The sequence below is a fragment of the Pseudomonas sp. FEN genome (assembly GCF_904067045.1).
Taxonomy (GTDB): Bacteria; Pseudomonadota; Gammaproteobacteria; order Pseudomonadales; family Pseudomonadaceae; genus Aquipseudomonas.
Genome location: NZ_CAJFDC010000015.1, coordinates 16,242 through 33,943, shown reverse-complemented (window position 1 = coordinate 33,943; position 17,702 = coordinate 16,242). Strand labels below are relative to the sequence as shown.

General features: G+C 60.8%; 15 protein-coding genes and 1 tRNA gene. 8 read left to right on the top strand and 8 right to left on the bottom strand.

From position 1 onward, the window contains the following. Positions 1 to 18: 18 nt before the first annotated feature. A complete protein-coding gene (inhA, locus tag PFEN_RS18425) occupies positions 19 to 705 on the bottom strand; it encodes an isonitrile hydratase (protein ID WP_191488241.1) in 687 nt (228 codons plus the stop codon). A gap of 111 nt (positions 706 to 816) precedes the next feature. Between inhA and PFEN_RS18420 the strand changes: the two genes are divergently transcribed. The 3 genes from PFEN_RS18420 (at position 817) to PFEN_RS18410 (ending at position 3,937) form a co-directional block, all read left to right on the top strand. Continuing rightward, positions 817 to 1,791 (top strand): GlxA family transcriptional regulator, encoded by a 975-nt coding sequence (locus tag PFEN_RS18420; protein WP_191488240.1) that lies wholly within the window; start codon positions 817 to 819, stop codon positions 1,789 to 1,791. 190 nt (positions 1,792 to 1,981) lie between these two features. Further along, the gene (locus tag PFEN_RS18415) at positions 1,982 to 2,980 is read left to right on the top strand and encodes a response regulator (protein WP_191488239.1); all 999 of its coding nucleotides are present in this window, start codon (positions 1,982 to 1,984) and stop codon (positions 2,978 to 2,980) included. 3 nt (positions 2,981 to 2,983) lie between these two features. Next, on the top strand, positions 2,984 to 3,937 hold the full coding sequence (locus tag PFEN_RS18410; protein ID WP_191488238.1) for a diguanylate cyclase: 954 nt from the start codon (positions 2,984 to 2,986) through the stop codon (positions 3,935 to 3,937). A 17-nt stretch (positions 3,938 to 3,954) separates the two neighbouring features. On the opposite strand, the gene PFEN_RS18405 is transcribed toward PFEN_RS18410, so the two are convergent. Beyond that, the gene (locus PFEN_RS18405; protein WP_191488237.1) at positions 3,955 to 4,575 is read right to left on the bottom strand and encodes a LysE family translocator; all 621 of its coding nucleotides are present in this window, start codon (positions 4,573 to 4,575) and stop codon (positions 3,955 to 3,957) included. Positions 4,576 to 4,914: 339 nt separating this feature from the next. On the opposite strand from PFEN_RS18405, the gene PFEN_RS18400 reads away from it, so the two are divergent. Continuing rightward, positions 4,915 to 4,989, top strand: a tRNA-Gln gene (locus PFEN_RS18400). A 125-nt stretch (positions 4,990 to 5,114) separates the two neighbouring features. Here PFEN_RS18400 and PFEN_RS18395 read toward each other — a convergent pair. Continuing rightward, positions 5,115 to 5,600 (bottom strand): winged helix-turn-helix transcriptional regulator, encoded by a 486-nt coding sequence (locus tag PFEN_RS18395; protein ID WP_191488236.1) that lies wholly within the window; start codon positions 5,598 to 5,600, stop codon positions 5,115 to 5,117. Positions 5,601 to 5,715: 115 nt separating this feature from the next. Between PFEN_RS18395 and fabF the strand changes: the two genes are divergently transcribed. Further along, positions 5,716 to 6,984 (top strand): beta-ketoacyl-ACP synthase II, encoded by a 1,269-nt coding sequence (gene fabF / locus PFEN_RS18390; protein WP_191488235.1) that lies wholly within the window; start codon positions 5,716 to 5,718, stop codon positions 6,982 to 6,984. A 165-nt stretch (positions 6,985 to 7,149) separates the two neighbouring features. On the opposite strand, the gene PFEN_RS18385 is transcribed toward fabF, so the two are convergent. Next, complete coding sequence (locus PFEN_RS18385; protein WP_191488234.1) at positions 7,150 to 8,046, bottom strand: DMT family transporter; 897 nt, start codon at positions 8,044 to 8,046, stop codon at positions 7,150 to 7,152. Positions 8,047 to 8,138: 92 nt separating this feature from the next. Between PFEN_RS18385 and PFEN_RS18380 the strand changes: the two genes are divergently transcribed. Next, positions 8,139 to 9,470, top strand: coding sequence for a PLP-dependent aminotransferase family protein (locus PFEN_RS18380; RefSeq protein WP_191488233.1), 1,332 nt, complete (start codon positions 8,139 to 8,141; stop codon positions 9,468 to 9,470). A 403-nt stretch (positions 9,471 to 9,873) separates the two neighbouring features. Here the strand turns inward: PFEN_RS18380 and yghX are convergent, their stop codons facing one another. The 4 genes from yghX to PFEN_RS18360 all read right to left on the bottom strand — a co-directional run bounded on the left by yghX (position 9,874) and on the right by PFEN_RS18360 (position 13,038). Beyond that, positions 9,874 to 10,761 carry a YghX family hydrolase gene (yghX, locus tag PFEN_RS18375; protein ID WP_191488232.1) on the bottom strand — a complete coding sequence of 296 codons (888 nt, stop codon included), beginning with the start codon at positions 10,759 to 10,761 and terminating at the stop codon, positions 9,874 to 9,876. Positions 10,762 to 10,896: 135 nt separating this feature from the next. After that, positions 10,897 to 11,868: a threo-3-hydroxy-L-aspartate ammonia-lyase gene (locus PFEN_RS18370; RefSeq protein ID WP_191488231.1), complete on the bottom strand. Its 972-nt coding sequence runs from the start codon at positions 11,866 to 11,868 to the stop codon at positions 10,897 to 10,899. 54 nt (positions 11,869 to 11,922) lie between these two features. Then, positions 11,923 to 12,321 carry a RidA family protein gene (locus PFEN_RS18365; protein ID WP_191488230.1) on the bottom strand — a complete coding sequence of 133 codons (399 nt, stop codon included), beginning with the start codon at positions 12,319 to 12,321 and terminating at the stop codon, positions 11,923 to 11,925. A gap of 90 nt (positions 12,322 to 12,411) precedes the next feature. Beyond that, the gene (locus PFEN_RS18360; protein WP_191488229.1) at positions 12,412 to 13,038 is read right to left on the bottom strand and encodes a transcriptional regulator; all 627 of its coding nucleotides are present in this window, start codon (positions 13,036 to 13,038) and stop codon (positions 12,412 to 12,414) included. Between the two features lie 378 nt (positions 13,039 to 13,416). Here PFEN_RS18360 and metE point away from each other — a divergent pair, with 378 nt between their 5' ends. Both metE and PFEN_RS18350 read left to right on the top strand, forming a co-directional pair. Continuing rightward, complete coding sequence (gene metE / locus PFEN_RS18355; protein WP_191488228.1) at positions 13,417 to 15,705, top strand: 5-methyltetrahydropteroyltriglutamate--homocysteine S-methyltransferase; 2,289 nt, start codon at positions 13,417 to 13,419, stop codon at positions 15,703 to 15,705. Between the two features lie 267 nt (positions 15,706 to 15,972). Then, on the top strand, positions 15,973 to 17,688 hold the full coding sequence (locus PFEN_RS18350) for a ShlB/FhaC/HecB family hemolysin secretion/activation protein (RefSeq protein ID WP_191488227.1): 1,716 nt from the start codon (positions 15,973 to 15,975) through the stop codon (positions 17,686 to 17,688). The last annotated feature ends 14 nt before the right edge of the window (positions 17,689 to 17,702 follow it).

Here is a 17,702-nt window from a genome sequence, read left to right as displayed (position 1 = left end):
ATGAAGGAAGGTTTGGATTCAGTCTTGTTTCAAGCGTCGCGCGACCCGCTCGGTGATCTGCCCGCGCTGCTTGCGCGACTCCGCTGCTCGTTGCAGGGCAATCTCCAGCACATCCGCGGGCGCCGTCTCCGGGTTGCCGGCGTTGAATGGCGGTGCCGGGGCGTACTCCAGTTGCAACTGGATCACCTGGGCCTCTTGTGCTCCCACCAGTTCACTGGCCAGGGTCAGGGCAAAATCGATCCCGGCGGTGATGCCGCCCCCGGTCAGCAGGTTACCGTCACGCACCACGCGGTCCTTCACCGGTAACGCCCCGAGGCTCGCCAGCAGATCGTGATAGGCCCAGTGGGTCGTGGCGCGGCGGCCTTGCAGCAACCCCGCGGCCCCCAACACCAGGGAGCCGGTACAGACCGAGGTGACATAGCGCGCCTGGACGGCCTGCCGGACGATAAACGAGAGGGTCTCGCTATCTTCCATCAACGGTCCTACTCCGGCACCGCCCGGAATGCAGATCACATCCAGTGGCGGACAGTCTTCGAAGGTGATGGTCGGGGTAAAGACCAGGCCGCTGCTGGAGGTGACCGGCGCCAGGTCCTTCCAGATCAGGTGGAGCCGGGCGTCAGGCAATGAGGCCAGGACGTCGTAGGGGCCGGTGAGATCCAGCTGTTGGACTTTGGGGAATAACAGAAAGCCGATATGCAGCGTCATGTAATAGCTCCTTGGGAGTAAATAGGCCGGTCCTGCAGGCTGGACGACTTCACTGTAGTTCCGTAGGATTTGGCGTGTCTGCCATTGACCCCACGTTTCACGCCAATCCTCATGAATACCCCCAGAACGATCCGGATCCTGGCTTTTCCCAATGTGCAGGTGCTCGATGTCACCGGGCCGCTGCAGGTCTTTGCTTCGGCCAATGACTTGGCGCGGGCCCAGGGCCTGCCGCTGCCCTATGCCGTGAGTGTGATTGCCGCCCAGTGCGAACCGGTGATGAGCTCGGCGGGGTTGGCCCTGGTGGCGGAGCCGTTGCCGGTGCCGGGTTCGCCCTGTGACACGTTGCTCATCGCCGGCGGCTGGGGCATCTATGCGACCGCCGAAGACCCGCGGCAGGTGGCCTGGGTACGCCAGCAGGCCGGTTGCGCACGACGGGTCGCTTCGGTCTGCACCGGGGCTTTTTTGCTGGCCGCCAGCGGTTGGCTGGACGGGCGGCGGGTAGCAACCCACTGGACCCGCTGCGAACAATTGGCGGCGCAGTATCCACGGGTGCGGGTCGAGCCCAATCCGATCTTTATCAATGACGGTCCGGTCTGGACCTCGGCCGGGGTGACGGCGGGCATCGACTTGTCCCTGGCGTTGGTTGAGGCGGATCTGGGCCGTCCCGTGGCGCTGGAGGTGGCCCGGCATCTGGTGGTGTTTCTGAAGCGCCCCGGCGGGCAATCGCAATTCAGCGCCACCCTGTCCTTGCAGAAGACCGGTAGCCGCTTCGGCGACTTGCAAGCCTGGATCGCCGAGCACCTGGCGCAGGACCTGTCGATTCCGATCCTGGCGCAGCAGGCGGGCATGAGCGAGCGCAGCTTCGTCCGTCACTATCGCGCTGAAACCGGACAGACACCGGCCCGGGCCATCGAGCAGATCCGCGTGGAAACCGCCCGTCGTTTGTTGAGCGACACCGCGTTGCCGATCAAGCGTATTGCCACCCGCTGCGGTTTCGGCAGCGAGGAAACACTGCGCCGCAGCTTTCTTCGGGCCCTGAGCGTGACACCGCAGGCCTATCGCGAACGTTTTTCGGCGCGGCCCTGAAATCGCGACCGGGCGAGCCGTCGATCACTTCGTTGACCTAAGCCATACCCTGAGGGCCGCTGGCGCCTAAGCTATTGGAATATCGGACGTAGTTCGCAATAAAACCTGTACGCTAAGCATGCTTTGTAAAAGCTATGGCATCATGCCAGTAATCCTTTCCCTGATACCCTAATAAGATGAGCACCGGTCTGTGTCAGTGATTCCCCTACTTGTGTGTGACGACTCCAACATGGCCCGTAAGCAGATCTTGCGGGCGCTGCCGGCTGACTGGCAGGTCTCGATCACTCAGGCCAGCGATGGTCGACAGGGGCTGGATGCCATTCGCCGGGGATTGGGCCAGGTGGTGCTGCTCGACCTGACCATGCCGGAAATGGATGGTTACCAGGTACTTACGGCGATCCGGGCCGAAGGTTTGCAGGCGCGGGTGATCGTGATCTCCGGCGACGTCCAGGAAGAGGCGGTACGCCGGGTGCGCGAGTTGGGGGCGCTGGCGTTCCTGAAAAAGCCCTTCGACCAGGACGAGTTACGCCAGACCCTCGATCAACTGGGGCTGTTGAATGCTCCCGGCGCGACGCAGGCCCGCGCTCGCCCGGAACCCACGACTGAAATCAGCTTTCGCGATGCCTTTCGCGAAACGGTCAACGTGGCCATTGGTCGGGCGGCGGCGTTGATCGCCAAGGTGCTGGGCGTGTTCGTGCAGTTGCCGGTGCCGAACGTGAATATTCTCGAAGTGGGCGAACTGCACATGGCGCTGATGGATGCCGGGAGTTGCAATCAACTCACGGCGATTTGCCAGGGCTTTATCGGCAGCGGTATTGCTGGCGAAGCCTTGCTGATGTTCCATGATTCGGAAATCGCCGACATGGCGCAGTTGATGCAACGCCAGGGGGCCGAGTATTCGGACCTGGAAATGTTGCTGGACCTCTCCAGCGTGCTGATCGGTGCGTGCCTGAGCAGTATTGCCGAACAGATCGATGTGGTGTTTTCCCAGGGGCATCCACAGATCCTCGGCCAGCATGCGGCCATCGACGAACTGATCCGGGTCAACCAGCAGCGCTGGAAAAAGACCCTGGCGGTGGAGATCAGCTACAGCCTGGAAGGGCATGACATTCATTTCGACTTGCTGCTGTTGTTCACGGAAGACTCCATTGAGCGGTTGAACCACAAACTCGCCTACCTGATGAGCTGAGCCATGAACGACACTCTCGATCTGAACGAGTTTCACTGGTTGCTGGCGATTGTCCAGAGTATCGATGTCGGTGTGGTGGTGCTGGACCGCGACTATCGCGTGCAGGTCTGGAATACCTTCATGGAAAACCGTTCCGGGGTGCAGCCCAAGGACGCCAACACTCAGTCCTTCTTCAGTCTGTTTCCCGAGGTGGACCGTGAATGGTTCAGTCGCAAGGTGGAGAGTGTCGCGACCCTGGGCACGCCGGCGTTCACCATCTGGGAGCAGCGACCTTATCTGGTGCGGTTCAAGAACTACCAGCCGATCACCGGCCAGGAAGATTTCATGTACCAGAACACCACGTTGTTGCCGTTGCGCTCCACCAACAGTGCAATCACCCATATCTGCCTGGTGATCTATGACGTCACCGACGTGGCGACCAACCGGCACCAGCTCCAGGCGGCCAATGCCAAGTTGCAGAAACTTTCCAGTACCGACCGGCTGACTGGCCTGTACAACCGAGGGCACTGGGAGGAAAGCCTGAAGGCCGCCTATGCGCGTAACCAGCGTTATGGCAATGCCACCAGCCTGGTGATGTTCGACATCGACTACTTCAAACGGGTCAATGACACCTATGGTCACCAGGCGGGGGACAAGGTCATCGAACACGTGGCCGAGTTGGTGCGCGAGCATGTACGTGAAAGCGACGTGGCCGGGCGCTACGGCGGCGAAGAGTTTGGCGTGGTGCTATCGGACACCGACAAGGCCGGGGCGGGTTTTTTTGCCGAGCGTTTGCGCAAGGCCATCGAAGACCTGCAAGTGGTACACGAAGGGCAGAGCATCCGTTTCACCATCAGCCTGGGGGTGGCGGATCTGAGCCGGCCTTCGATCAGTCATGCCGATCTGATCGCCTGGGCGGACCAGGCGTTGTACGCCTCGAAGAAAGCCGGGCGCAATCGGGTGACCGTGTACGAGTAGCGGCTGGGGCTGGATGCTCAGGCCCGCCGCGCCATCAGCAGCACCGACGCCGCTCCCGACAACAACACCGCGCAACCGCGATTGAACAGGCGCTTGCCCCGAGGTTCGGCGAACCAGCGACGCATGTGTACGCCCATATAGGCGTAGGCGCTGATGGCGATCCATTCCAGCACCAGGAACAGGCTGCCTAATACCGCGAACTGGGCGGAGATACCCTGGGTTGGGTCGACGAACTGGGGAAGGAAGGCGGTGAAAATGAGAATGGCCTTCGGATTGCCCGCCGCCACCAGGAACTCCTGGCGGGCGAGGGCGGGCAGGCTGGCCGGTACCGCCGTCGCCGCGGCTTCGGCTTCGGGGTTGGCGCGCCAGAGCTGGATCGCGAGGTAGATCAGATAGGCCGCGCCGAGCACCTTGATCCCATGGAACAGCAGTTCCGAGGCTTGCAGCACCGCCGCCAGGCCCGCCGAGGCCAGGGCGATCATTCCGGCGAAAGCCAGCAACCGCCCCAGACCCGCCAGGCACGATGTACGAAAGCCATAACGCGTCGAGTTGCTGACCGACAGCAGGTTGTTCGGACCGGGGGCCATGTTCAGGGCAAAGCACGCCGGGATAAAGAGGGTCAGCGTCGATATGTCCATGGCAGGCTCCGGGATCGAAAGGCGGAAAAATCCGACAATAACGTCAAGCCCCGGCCAGGCGCCAGAGCGCCTGCCGTTTTTCCCAGCTGTACCTGAAACTTGTCGCGCAGGTGTACGGTAGCTGATGGACGTGAGAAATCAGGGCGGCCTCGCCACGTGTTTGTACGGTTTAACCCTGATCAAAAATAAGTGGCTGTTTTAAAACAAATTTATGTTTGCTGGGGGCTTCCCAGGCGAAGCAAAAATTGATAAATTTCGCGCACTCTCGCAGTGGCTCTTATCGGGTTCGCAAGCTGCAAGATCAGAAAGTGAGTGTCAGGCACTCGTCGCAACAGATACAGGGGCGTCGCCAAGCGGTAAGGCAGCAGGTTTTGATCCTGCCATGCGTTGGTTCGAATCCAGCCGCCCCTGCCATTTTCCTCATGCTCATCCCGAGATGACTCAGCCGGCAGGTATTGCCGATTCCGCATTGGCGTGCTTACGCGAAACACCAGCGCCGCGTTTCCTCTGTCCGCTACCTATCCCAAGGGGCGCATCGATCAAGCCTTGCCGGCCCCAAACCGCTGACGCATCTGCTCGCTGGCCGCAGGTCCGGCCTGCACGGTGCTCCGGTTCAATGGCACCTGCCGGCCATCGGCGATATCCGCCATCATCAATTGCAGCGGTCGCCCACTCTCGCGTTCGACGATCTGCACACTTTCTCCTTCCGGCGCATAGTGGCGGTTACCCCATTCCACAAACGCCATGAGCACCACGCGAAAGTCTTCGCCCTTGGCGGTCGGTACATATTGATAGCGTAGCGGGCGCTGGCTGTAAGGCTCGCGTTCGAGCAGGCCCGCGTCCACCAGCGCATTCAGGCGTCGGGTCAGCATGTTCGGGGCGATCTCCAGGCTGCGGGAGAATTCGTCGAAGCGTTTCAGGCCATGCAGGGCATCACGCATGATCAGGATACTCCACCACTCGCCAACGCGTTCAAGGCTGCGGGCCACCGGGCATTCGGCATGGATCAGGGTTTTGCGTTGCATGGTGGCTCCTGTGGGGCGCTCGGGAATTTGTCCGGTGGATATGTTACTTTCATGATGATAGTAGCGTCCATAAGCCATTCTCTACTCAATCACCTGAAGAAGGAGCTGGATCGTCATGAGCAAACGCGTCGTCGTCACGGGTATGGGTGCGCTGACCCCGCTGGGCTGCGGAGTCGAATCGGTCTGGCAGCGCCTGTTGGCCGGACAGTCCGGTATCCGGCGGTTGCCGTTGGAGTTGGTCGGCGATCTGTCGGTCAGTATCGGTGGCCAGGTTCCGGATCTTGCGCAGGACCCGGACGCCGGCTTCGATCCGGATCAACTACTGGCCGCCAAGGAGCAGCGCAAAATGGATCGCTTCATCCTGTTTGCCCTGGCGGCGGCGGATGAGGCCTTGGCCCAGGCCGGCTGGGCCCCCGACTCGCCAGAGGCGCAGGCGCGCACGGCAACCATCATTGCCACCGGGGTCGGCGGTTTTCCCGCCATCGCCGAGGCGGTGCGTACCACTGACAGCAAAGGGCCCCGGCGTTTGTCGCCGTTCACCATCCCTTCGTTTCTCTGCAATATGGCGGCCGGTCACGTCTCGATCCGCCATGGTTTCAAGGGACCACTCGGCGCGCCGGTAACCGCTTGCGCCGCGGGCGTCCAGGCCATCGGCGACGCGGCCCGGATGATCCGCGCGGGAGAAATCGATGTGGCGCTCTGCGGTGGCGCGGAAGCCTGCATCCACCGGGTCAGCCTGGCCGGGTTCGCGGCCGCGCGGGCACTGTCGAGTGACTATAACGACACTCCGCAACGCGCCTCCCGGCCCTTCGATCAGGCGCGCGATGGCTTCGTCATGGGCGAGGGTGCCGGTCTGTTGGTGATCGAAGAGTTGGAGCACGCCCTGGCGCGCGGCGCCAAACCTCTCGCCGAACTGGTGGGATATGGCACCAGTGCCGATGCCTACCACATGACCTCCGGCCCGGAAGATGGCGATGGTGCCCGCCGAGCCATGCAGCAGGCCTTGCGTCAGGCCGGTATCGAGCCGTCCCAGGTCCAGCATCTGAACGCGCACGCCACTTCGACGCCCGTGGGCGACAAGGGCGAGTTGGCGGCCATCAAGGCGCTGTTCGGCGCGACGGGCGGCCTGGCCATCAGTTCGACCAAATCCGCCACCGGGCATTTGTTGGGGGCCGCGGGTGGGATCGAGGCGATCTTCACGGTACTGGCGTTGCGCGACCAGGTGGCGCCGGCGACGCTCAATCTGGACAACCCCGATGTCGCCGCCGAAGGCCTTGATCTGGTTCGTGGCCAAGCCCGGCAGTTGGCTATGGAATACGCGCTGTCCAATGGCTTCGGTTTTGGTGGGGTCAATGCCAGTGTTCTTTTTAAGCGCTGGGTGTAGAGCGTCAGATAGGGGCTTGACCCTGGGCCCGCTACTCAGGTCCATGCGACCCCTGTAGGAGCCCAGCTTGCTGGCGATGAGGCCCTGACAGTCAATGCATGACTCAAGGGCCTCATCGCTGCGATGCGGCGTCCCGACAAGCCAGCTCCACAGGGGGCTGGGGGGCTACCTGGAGAATTTCCTCGCGCCGGCCACGCAAAGGATCACCGCCACGGTGACCCCCAGCATGCCCAGGCTGACCTGCTCGTGCAGCAAGGTCGCCGCCAGTGCTAAGCCGAAAAACGGCTGCAACAGCTGCAACTGTCCCACGGCGGCGATCCCGCCCTGGGCCAACCCGCGATACCAGAACACGAAACCGATCAGCATGCTGAACAGCGATACATACGCCAGGCTCAACCAGGCGGGTGTGCTGATGCCCGTGAGCGAGGAGGGGGCCAGGCCCCCGCTCAGCAGCAGCATCACCGGCAGCGATAGCACCAGCGCCCAGGAAATCACCTGCCAACCTCCCAGCGTCCTGGATAGCTTCGCCCCTTCGGCATAACCCAGGCCGCAGACCAGCACGGCCAGCAGCATCAGGATGTCGCCCCGAGGCGCTGCACTCAGTCCCTGGGATATGGCGAATCCCACCACCAGCAGGCTGCCCAGCACGGAAAAAAACCAGAATACCGGCCGGGGCCGTTCGCCACCACGCAGGACACCGAAGGCTGCGGTGGCTAGTGGCAACAAGCCGAGGAACACGATGGAGTGCGCGGAAGTCACGTACTGCAACGCCAACGCGGTCAATAGCGGAAAGCCGAGCACAACGCCGATGGCTACCACCACCAGGGACAGCAGTTGGCTGCGCGCGGGGCGCTTTTCCCTGAAGAGCAACAGCAGGCACAGGGCGAACACACCGGCAATGCTTGCCCGGGCCACGGTGAGAAAGACTGGGTCGAACTCCTGGACCGCCAGCCGTGTCGCGGGCAGCGAGCCACTGAAGATCAGGACACCGATAAATCCATTGATCCAGCCGCTGGTGTTTTTCGCCAGCGCCGGGGTGTTCAGAGGCGAGGTACGTTCCATTTTTGCTTCACGCTCAAGGTCCGGGTTGCTTGAGACGCATGCTATGACCGACTATCGATACAATCAAAATATTGTCATGGATACATCTGCCTATGCCTCGCTCCCGGTACAAGTCGCTGGTGGACGTTTTTGCTGCCGATATCCGTGCCGGGCGCTTGCTCCCCGGTGCCCGCTTACCGACTCATCGCCAACTGGCCGCCAGCCATGGCCTGGCGCTGGTGACGGCCAGCAGGGTTTATGCCGAGCTTGAGAGCATGGGCCTGGTCAGTGGCGAGACGGGCCGCGGCACCTTTGTCAGGGAGACGGCCCTGCCTGCCGGCCTGGGTATCGATCAGCCCGAGGTGGCCGTGGGGATGGTCGATCTCAACTTCAATTATCCCTCGTCGCCGGGGCAGGCCGAGCAGTTGCGCACGGCCTTGCGCCAGTTGGCACTGTCCGGTGACCTGGAGTCCTTGTTGCGCTACCACCCGCATGCCGGGCGCCTGCATGAGCGGGCGGTGGTCGCGCGCCACCTGGCGGCGCGGGGGCTGAGCGTGGCGGCCGAGCAGGTGTTGATTGTCAGCGGCGCCCAGCATGGATTGACAGTCATCCTGATGGCGTTGTTGCAACCCGGGGATGTGATCGCCGCGGATGCCTTGACCTATCCGGGATTCAAGGTGCTGGCGCAGGCACTGCACCTTGAGCTCGTCGCCATCCCGCTCACCGACCAGGGGCCCGATCTCGAGGCGCTGGAAAAACTCTGTCGCAGTCGCCCGGTGCGTGCCGTCTACAGCATGCCGACCCTGCACAATCCAATGGGCTGGGTGATGGCGGCCGATCAGCGTGGGCAGTTGGTGTCGATCGCCCGCCGGCATGATCTGTTGATCATCGAGGACGCGGCCTACGCTTACCTGGCGGAGAACGCGCCGTCGCCGCTGGCCGAGCTGGCGCCGGAAAGGACCCTCTACGTTTCCGGCCTGTCCAAGAGCGTCGCCGCTGGCCTGCGGGTCGGATTTGTCGCGGCACCGCTCCAGCGGGTGGAGGCCCTGGAGCGCATCATCCGGGCGACCACCTGGAACACGCCGGGGGTGTTGACGGCAATCGCCACCGCCTGGATCGAGGATGGCACTGTCGCCAGGCTGGAAGTGCAAAAGCGCAAGGACGCACAAGCCAGACAGGTCATGGCCGACGAATTGCTGGTCGGGTTGCGCACTGTTCGCCATCCGTCTTCCTACTTCCTTTGGCTGCCTCTGCCGGAAGAGGCGCGGGCCGACCAGATTGCCATGGCGCTGATGCGCGAGCGGATTTCGCTCTCCACCGCCGAGCCTTTCGCCACCACCGTGCATGTGCCGCACGCGATCCGCCTGGCGTTGGGTTCCGTGGACCTGGACACCCTGCGCACGGCGTTGATGAAAGTGAAACGGGTGCTGGGGCCGCTGTTCTGATCCGTATTTTTCATTGTCATCTGCGTCTGTAATGTATTCGGTTCAGGTCCGACAATGGCCTTGCGGATCAGCTTCCAACAACTGCCTTGGGCTACGGCCTGTGACGTTCGGTCAGCGTCTGTTTGTTCTGCTCCGTAAATCATTACGCAACCCGCGTTATGCCCTGACCTTATAGTTGAGGAGGCCTTATGGCCAAGATGGCGATGTTCCTGGGTGGATTTCTCATACTGACGATTGCGATTGGCCTCCTGGCCACGATTTCTCCGACCTGAGAAGACGAGGTTGCCGCTTTCGGCAACGAGCACTGCTTTTCTGTAGGAGCCAGCTTGCTGGCGATAGCGATGTTGAATTCACCACCGCTATCGTCAAGACGCTATCTACAGCTCGCGCGGCGTTTTCAGCGTCAAACCAGATAGCGCCGAAACCAGCCCAGCGTCCTGTCCCATGCCAGTTTGGCGGCGGCCTCGTCGTAGCGGGGGGTGGAGTCGTTGTGAAAACCGTGGTTAACCCCGGCGTAGATATGCGCTTCGTAGATCTTGCCGGTCGCCTTCAAGGCCTGTTCATAGGCCGGCCAGCCATCGGTGATGGGCTTGTCCAGTTCGGCGTAGTGCAGCAGCAGGGGCGCCTTGATCCGTACCACGTCCTCGGTTCTTGGCTGGCGACCATAGAAAGGCACGGCGGCACTGAGTTCCGGGTAGGCCACGGCGGCGGCATTGGCGACCCCGCCGCCATAGCAGAAACCGGTGATACCGACTTTGCCGGTGGTAGCGTCATGGTTCATCAGCCACTCGATGGCGGCGAAGAAGTCGTTCATGAGCTTTTCCGGATCGACGCTCTGCTGCAACTCCCGACCTTTGTCGTCATTGCCGGGATAGCCGCCGACCGATGACAGGCCATCCGGGGCCAGGGCGATGAAGCCGGCCTTGGCCACGCGTCGGGCAACGTCTTCGATGTAGGGGTTGAGTCCACGGTTTTCATGCACGACCACCACCGCCGGCACCTTGCCGCTGGCCTTGGCCGGACGTACCCGATAACCACGCACCTGTCCGTGCCCCTTGGGGGAGGGGTAGGTGATGTATTCGGCGACAATGTCCGGGTCGGTAAACGGAACCTGCTCGGCCAGCGCGTAGTTCGGGCTCAGCGCTGCCAGGAGGCTGCTGGCGGCGAGGCCGCCCAAGGTGAACTTTGCCGCGCGATCGAGAAATTCCCGGCGGTTGATCTTGCCGTGGACGTAGTAGTCGTACAGCTCGAGCAGTTCAGGGGCAAAGTCTTTCGCGGCGAGACGTTCCATCTGTGCGCTACCTTTGGAAGGGGTCGAGTTGAGGCCTAGTGTAGAACCTAAACGCGCTGTCCCAGGTACTGCTGATGCCTGCGACCGATCTCTTCGGGCTGACCTGAAGAGATCAACGGGCTCCAGCGTTAAAGACTAAGCCAGCAACCGTGCATACCGATCCAGATCAATATTCCCGCCGCTCACAATCACACCGACACGCTGACCTTCCAGCGCCTTGCTCATTTCACGCATGGCGGCCAATCCCAGGCACCCGGTAGGCTCCACGACCATCTTCATGCGTTCGGCAAAAAAACGCATACCCTCGACCAACTGTGCATCGGTGACCGTCAGAATGTCGTCAACGTCGCGGCGAATGATCGGGAATGTATAGTGCCCCAGATGCTGGGTCTGGGCGCCATCGGCGAGGGTGTCCGGTGTGTCGATATGGACTATTTCTCCACTGCGAAACGACTGCTGACCATCATTCCCGGCCTGTGGCTCGACGCCATAAAGTTTGCAGTCAGGCGCCACTGCGCGGGTTGCCAAGGCACTGCCCGCCAACAGTCCGCCGCCGCCGAGGCAAACGAATAGTGCATCCAGTGGTCCGGTCTCTTGCAATAACTCCATGCTCGCCGTCCCTTGTCCGGCGATGACATCCGGGTGGTCATAGGATGGAATCAAGGTGTAACCATGCTCCTCGGCCAGTTTTCGACCAATGGCTTCGCGGTCCTCGCTGCAACGATCATAGAGCACCACGCTGGCTCCGTATTCGCGGGTCGCCGCCATTTTCGAAGTCGGAGCGTCGTGGGGCATCACGATGGTCGCGGGAATGCCCAGGATACGTGCGGACAATGCGATGCCTTGAGCGTGGTTGCCCGAAGAAAATGCCACGACTCCGGCCTTGCGTTGGTGCTCGTCGAAGCGCGCCAGTGCGTTGAACGCACCGCGGAACTTGAAAGCGCCCATGCGTTGATAGTTCTCACATTTGAAAAACACCTCGGCGCCCAGCTGTCCGTTCAGTGTGCGTGAGGTCAATACCGGTGTGCGGTGAGCGTGGCCGAGGATACGTTCGGCAGCGTCCAGGACATCCTGGTAGGTGGGAAGCGTCACTTGAGTCGTGGTCATGGGGGCCTCGCTTTTTGATATGAGAACTTTAAGAAATGTGCACAACCAATATGTTCAGGCCGTTGCTGCAAGTGCCATGGCTTCAACTTCGACGGCTGAGCCAAAATGCAATTGAGCCACGCCAGCAACGGCTCGGGCGGGCCGGTGATCACCCAGCCATTGTTCGTAGATACGATTGAACGTCGGCCATTGATCAATGTCGGTGACATAGACGCGCACTTGTACCAGGCTGTTTTTGCCGACGCCTGCGCGGACAAGACAATGCTCAAGGTTGCTCAGAACCTGCTGGGTTTGTTCCTCGAAACACTTGTCTGCCAATGCCCGTCCCTCGGAATTGATAGGCAACTGGCCGGAAATCATTACAAAACCGCCGGCGGTGCAGATGTGAGAATAGTGTCCGGCGGGAGGACTGATAGCACTACTGTTGGAGCACTGGATGGCGGAGATAAGCATTGCGATACCTTTTTTCAGGGTGAGGAGAGCCACCCCCTAACGTAGGAATAATTTTTATTGGTGTCTTTGCCGGTGCGAGACCGGTCAGAGTTATTTCGCGTAGCTATAGACCGCCGCGCGGGACACACCCAGATGCTGTGCGATGACTTCCATTGACTTTCGAACTTCCAGATACCCGGTGTCCTTCAGCTCGCGAAGCAACAGGCGTTTGTCATCGGCCTTCAGTGCCCGTGGCGTCGTGGCCTGACGTGCGGAGAACTCGTCGATGCGCTGGCGAATGGCGTCGGCGTTACTGGTATTCAGATTCTCCGTAATACTGTGCTTCACGACCGCGGTGAATTGTCCCATCGCGCTTTGCAGGCTCTGGAACAAACTCAAGTCCAGATTCATGCACAGTGCCGCGACGTATCGTCCGTTCGAATCCTTGATACCGATGGAGGTGCTCTTGGCCTGTCGCCCATCCGGAAAGCGGTTGGCGTAGTTGGCGATCACTTCTGGATACTGTGGATCGGCAATACGAGCCAAGCCGAGTTCGGTTGCGGGATCGCCAACCTGACGGCCAGACAGATTGTTGTGAATGGCATGAATGGCGTGGTTGGGGTCTTGTAAGTCATGCACCACCACTTCGCAAAAAGGCGCGAATGTTTCACCTAGCCCTTGTGCAATCTGCCCCAACTGATCAAGGAGGTTAGTGGCTTCGTCGTTTTTTTTGCTCATGGTGCAAGCTCGTATGGTGGTTAATTGACAGGTTCAAATAACTCTTCAGGCGGCCGGGTTGGGCCGTTAAACAGGCCCCAACGCCGACTTGGGAGTTTGGCCTGGTTCTGTCTGCGCGGTATGACGTTGCTCCCTCCGCCACCCAAGGCCCATGTCATGAACGATCAAGACAAAATATACATAAAGTTTCAAAGTGTCCAGATTTCTGCGCCAGACAGCGATTGATGCTTTGCTCGATTTGCTGCAGGCGTGCCTTCACTGTGCCCTGGATAAGTGATCATGAATTAAATTTGTGATTGTCTGTATTTAAATGAGTTTGTCTCAGCATGCGCTGAGTGTCGACAATGGCTCCCATCAAACACATTGGAGTTTTTTGTCATGGCACTGGCCCATTCCCACGGATTTCCTCGTATTGGTCGCGACCGCGAACTGAAGAAAGCGCAAGAGGCTTTCTGGAAGGGCGAATTGGACGAGGCGGGCCTGCATGCCGTTGGCCGCGAGCTGCGCAAGACTCATTGGGACCTGCAGAAGAAAGCCGGTATCGAGCTGCTGCCGGTCGGCGACTTTGCCTGGTATGACCAGGTCCTGACCCATTCGCTGATGTTCGGCGTGATCCCCGAGCGCTTCCGTCCGCATGAGGGGCCGGCCACCCTGCAAACCCTGTTCGGCATGGCTCGTGGTGTCAGCGACAGCTGCTGTGGCGGCGCCCATGCCCAGGAAATGACCAAGTGGTTCGACACCAACTACCATTACCTGGTGCCGGAGTTCAGCGCCGACCAGCAGTTCCAGCTCGGCTGGGAGCAACTCTTCGAAGAGGTCGAAGAGGCTCGTGTGCTGGGCCACACCGTCAAGCCGGTGGTCATTGGGCCGCTGACCTACCTGTGGCTGGGCAAGGTCAAGGGGGCCGACTTTGACAAGCTCGATCTGCTCGACCGCCTGCTGCCGTTGTATGGCCAGATCTTCCAGCGCCTGGCTGCCCAAGGTGTCGAGTGGGTGCAGATCGACGAGCCGATCCTGGTCCTGGATCTGCCACAGGACTGGAAAAACGCCTTCGAGCGTGCCTACAACCTGATCCAGCGCGACCCATTGAAGAAGCTGGTTGCCACCTACTTCGGCGGTCTGGAAGAGAACCTCGGCCTGGCGGCCAATCTGCCGGTCGATGGACTGCATATCGACCTGGTTCGCGCGCCTGAGCAATACCCGACCATTCTCGATCGCCTGCCTGCCTACAAGGTCCTTTCGCTGGGGCTGGTCAACGGCCGTAACGTCTGGCGTTGCGACCTGGAAAAAGCCTTGGCGGTGTTGCAACACGCCAGTGAACGCCTGGGTGATCGCCTCTGGGTGGCGCCTTCCTGCTCGTTGTTGCACAGCCCGGTAGACCTGGGGCGCGAAGACCAGTTGGACGCCGAGCTCAAGAGTTGGCTGGCCTTTGCCGTGCAGAAGTGTGAAGAGGTGGCCATTCTGGCCCGCGCCATCAATGACCCGGAATCCGCGCCGGTCCTGGAAGCCTTGGCCCAGAGCCGTGCGATTCAGGCCAGTCGGGCCGCCTCGACGCGCATCCATAAGCCGGCTGTCCAGACTCGTGTTGCCGCGATTACCGCCAAGGACAGCCAGCGCCACTCGGCTTTTGCCAGCCGTATCGTCAAGCAGCGCGTCGGTCTCGATCTGCCGCTGTTTCCGACCACCACCATCGGTTCGTTCCCGCAAACGGCGGCCATCCGCCTGGCGCGCCAGTCGTTCAAACAGGGCAAGTTGAGCGAAGCCGAATATACCGAGGCGATGCACAGCGAGATTCGCCATGCCGTGCAAGTGCAGGAGCGCCTGGGCCTGGACGTGCTGGTGCACGGAGAGGCCGAGCGTAACGACATGGTCGAGTACTTCGCCGAGCAACTCGACGGTTATGCCTTTACCCGTTTCGGCTGGGTCCAGAGCTACGGTTCCCGTTGCGTGAAACCGGCGCTCATCGTTGGCGACCTGAGCCGTCCGAAAGCCATGACCGTGGAGTGGATCCGCTACGCCCAGAGCCTCACAGGCAAAGTGATGAAGGGTATGTTGACCGGTCCTGTGACCATGCTGATGTGGTCATTCCCACGCGAAGACGTGCCGCGTGAAGTACAGGCGCGCCAACTGGCGCTGGCCATTCGTGATGAAGTCGTGGACCTGGAAGCTGCCGGGATCAAAATCGTCCAGATCGACGAAGCGGCTTTCCGCGAGGGCCTGCCACTGCGCCGGGCGCAATGGCGGCACTACCTGGAGTGGGCCAGCGAAGCGTTCCGTCTGTGTGCCTGCGGAGTGCGCGATGAAACCCAGATCCACACGCATATGTGCTACAGCGAGTTCAACGATGTGATCGAGTCCATTGCGGCGATGGATGCCGATGTCATCACCATTGAAACCTCGCGCTCGGACATGGAGCTGCTGGAGGCGTTCGAAGCCTTCGCTTACCCGAATGAAATCGGCCCGGGCGTCTATGACATTCACTCGCCACGAGTGCCGGATGTCTCGGAAATGGCCAACCTGCTGCGCAAAGCCGCCAAGCGCATTCCCGCCGAGCGTCTGTGGGTCAACCCGGATTGCGGTCTGAAAACCCGTGGCTGGCCGGAAACCGAAGCGGCCCTGGTGCATATGGTGAGCGCGGCCCGTCAATTGCGTAAGGAGTGGGCGTGACGCGGGCTTGTAAACCTGCTCGACGAGTCGGGGCACATCAGGGGGCCCCGGCTTTTTTATCGCGTTGTATCAGCGTTAACACTTAGGTCGATGCCGCGCCTATGACGCTGTCCCGCACCTTGTCGGTCGCTGCGCAAGCCGCTTTCACGCGCCTGATGTTTTTTGTGTCAGGACGGAAATATTTTCATACACTTTATTGACGCCATTAAATGGCCACCCTATGATCGCGCCCCGTTAATGGCATAAGGCCATTTAGAGGGATCTACGATGTGGGTTTTGGCACTCAGGACGAGGCGTGGTCTGCTGTCCGCTGTATTTTGTCTGGGCACTTTCGGCGCAGCCCATGCGGCCCCCACCCCCGGTGACACCGACCTGATCCGTGAGCGCCAGGATCGCCTGCTCGAAGAGCAGCGTCGCCGTCTCGAAGAACTCAAGGAGTTGCCCGGTAAAGCGGCGACTCCCGTGGCGCCAACGGCCCCGGCCGAGACCCGTTGTTTCCCCATCAAGAGCATTGACCTGCAAGGTGCCAACGCGCTGTCCGCAGGCGAGCGCGAACGCCTGCTCAAACCTTATATCGGCCAGTGCCTGGGCGTGCCGCAGCTCAATGAGTTGCTCAAGGTCATCACCGATCACTACATCGAAAAGGGCCTGGTCACCAGCCGCGCGTACTTACCGCAGCAGGACCTGTCCAGCGGCAACCTGAAGGTGCTGGTGGTCGAGGGCAAGCTCGAAGGCTTGAAGGGCGCGGATGGCAGCGGCCTGTCCGACCGCGAACTGGCGATGAGTTTTCCCGGCAAGCCGGGCGAGTTGCTCAACCTGCGCGAGATCGAGCAGATGGTCGACCAGTTGAACCGTTTGCCGTCGAATCAGGCGCAGATGGAACTGGCTCCGGGAAAGGAAGTGGGCGGTAGCGAGGTGTTGGTCAAGAACACCCCGCAGAAGCCTTGGCGAGTCGGGCTGTCGCGCAGCAACGACGGCCAGAAAAGTACCGGTGAGCAACAACTGGGTACGACCTTCGATTGGGACAGTCCGTTGGGGCTGGCCGATCAGTTTTCCCTGCGCGGTGGTCATGACATCGTCAGTAACCAGGAGCAGAACTCGCGCAACGCCATGCTCTACTACAACCTGCCGTTTGGTTGGTGGAATCTGAGTTACACCTACAGCGAAAGCGACTACCGCTCCCTGGCCCAGGCCAACGGTTTCAATTTCCAGCAGACCGGCGACAGTCAGAACCACCAGTTGAAACTGGAGCGGGTTATTTACCGCGATGCCTTGAGCAAGACCTCGCTCAATACCGGCCTGACCTACCTGCGTACCAACAACTTCATCGAAAAGAGCAAGCTGGCCCAGAGCAGCAACCGCTTGAGCGAAGCGCAGTTCGGCATCACCCACGGTCGACGGATCGGTAGCGCTTTCGTCAACCTTGACCTGGGCATGCAGGATGGCATCAGTGCTTTCGATGCTCAGGACAATGGTCCGAATTTCATCCAGGGTCAGCCCGACGCCCGTTATCGCAAATACACCGCCACGGTCAGCTACCTGCAACCGTTCAAGCTATGGGGCGAGTCGTTCAGCTTCAGCAGCCTGATGACCGGCCAGCGCAGCCAGGACGTGTTGTTCAGTTCGCAGCGCATGAGCCTGGGCGGGCAGTCCTCCATTCGTGGCTACAAGGATCAGACGCTGTCCGGCGACAGCGGCGGTTACTGGCGCAATGAACTGCGCTGGAGCCGGCCGGTGACCTGGGGCTGGTTGCAGCCGCTGCTTTCCGAATACGGCACCAGTATCGGTTATGACCAGGGCGTGATCCGCCATGACCGTTACAGCGCCGAGCAGCACGGGCGCATGACCAGCGACTCGATTGAGTTGTTTGCCCGAGGCAAGCATGTCGCCGCTACCGTGACCTTTGCCAACTCCCTGGAACGACCGGCACCGATCACTGAACGTGAAGCGCCGATCTATTTCCGTATGGATTTCTTTCTTTAATTCGATTTACCGCA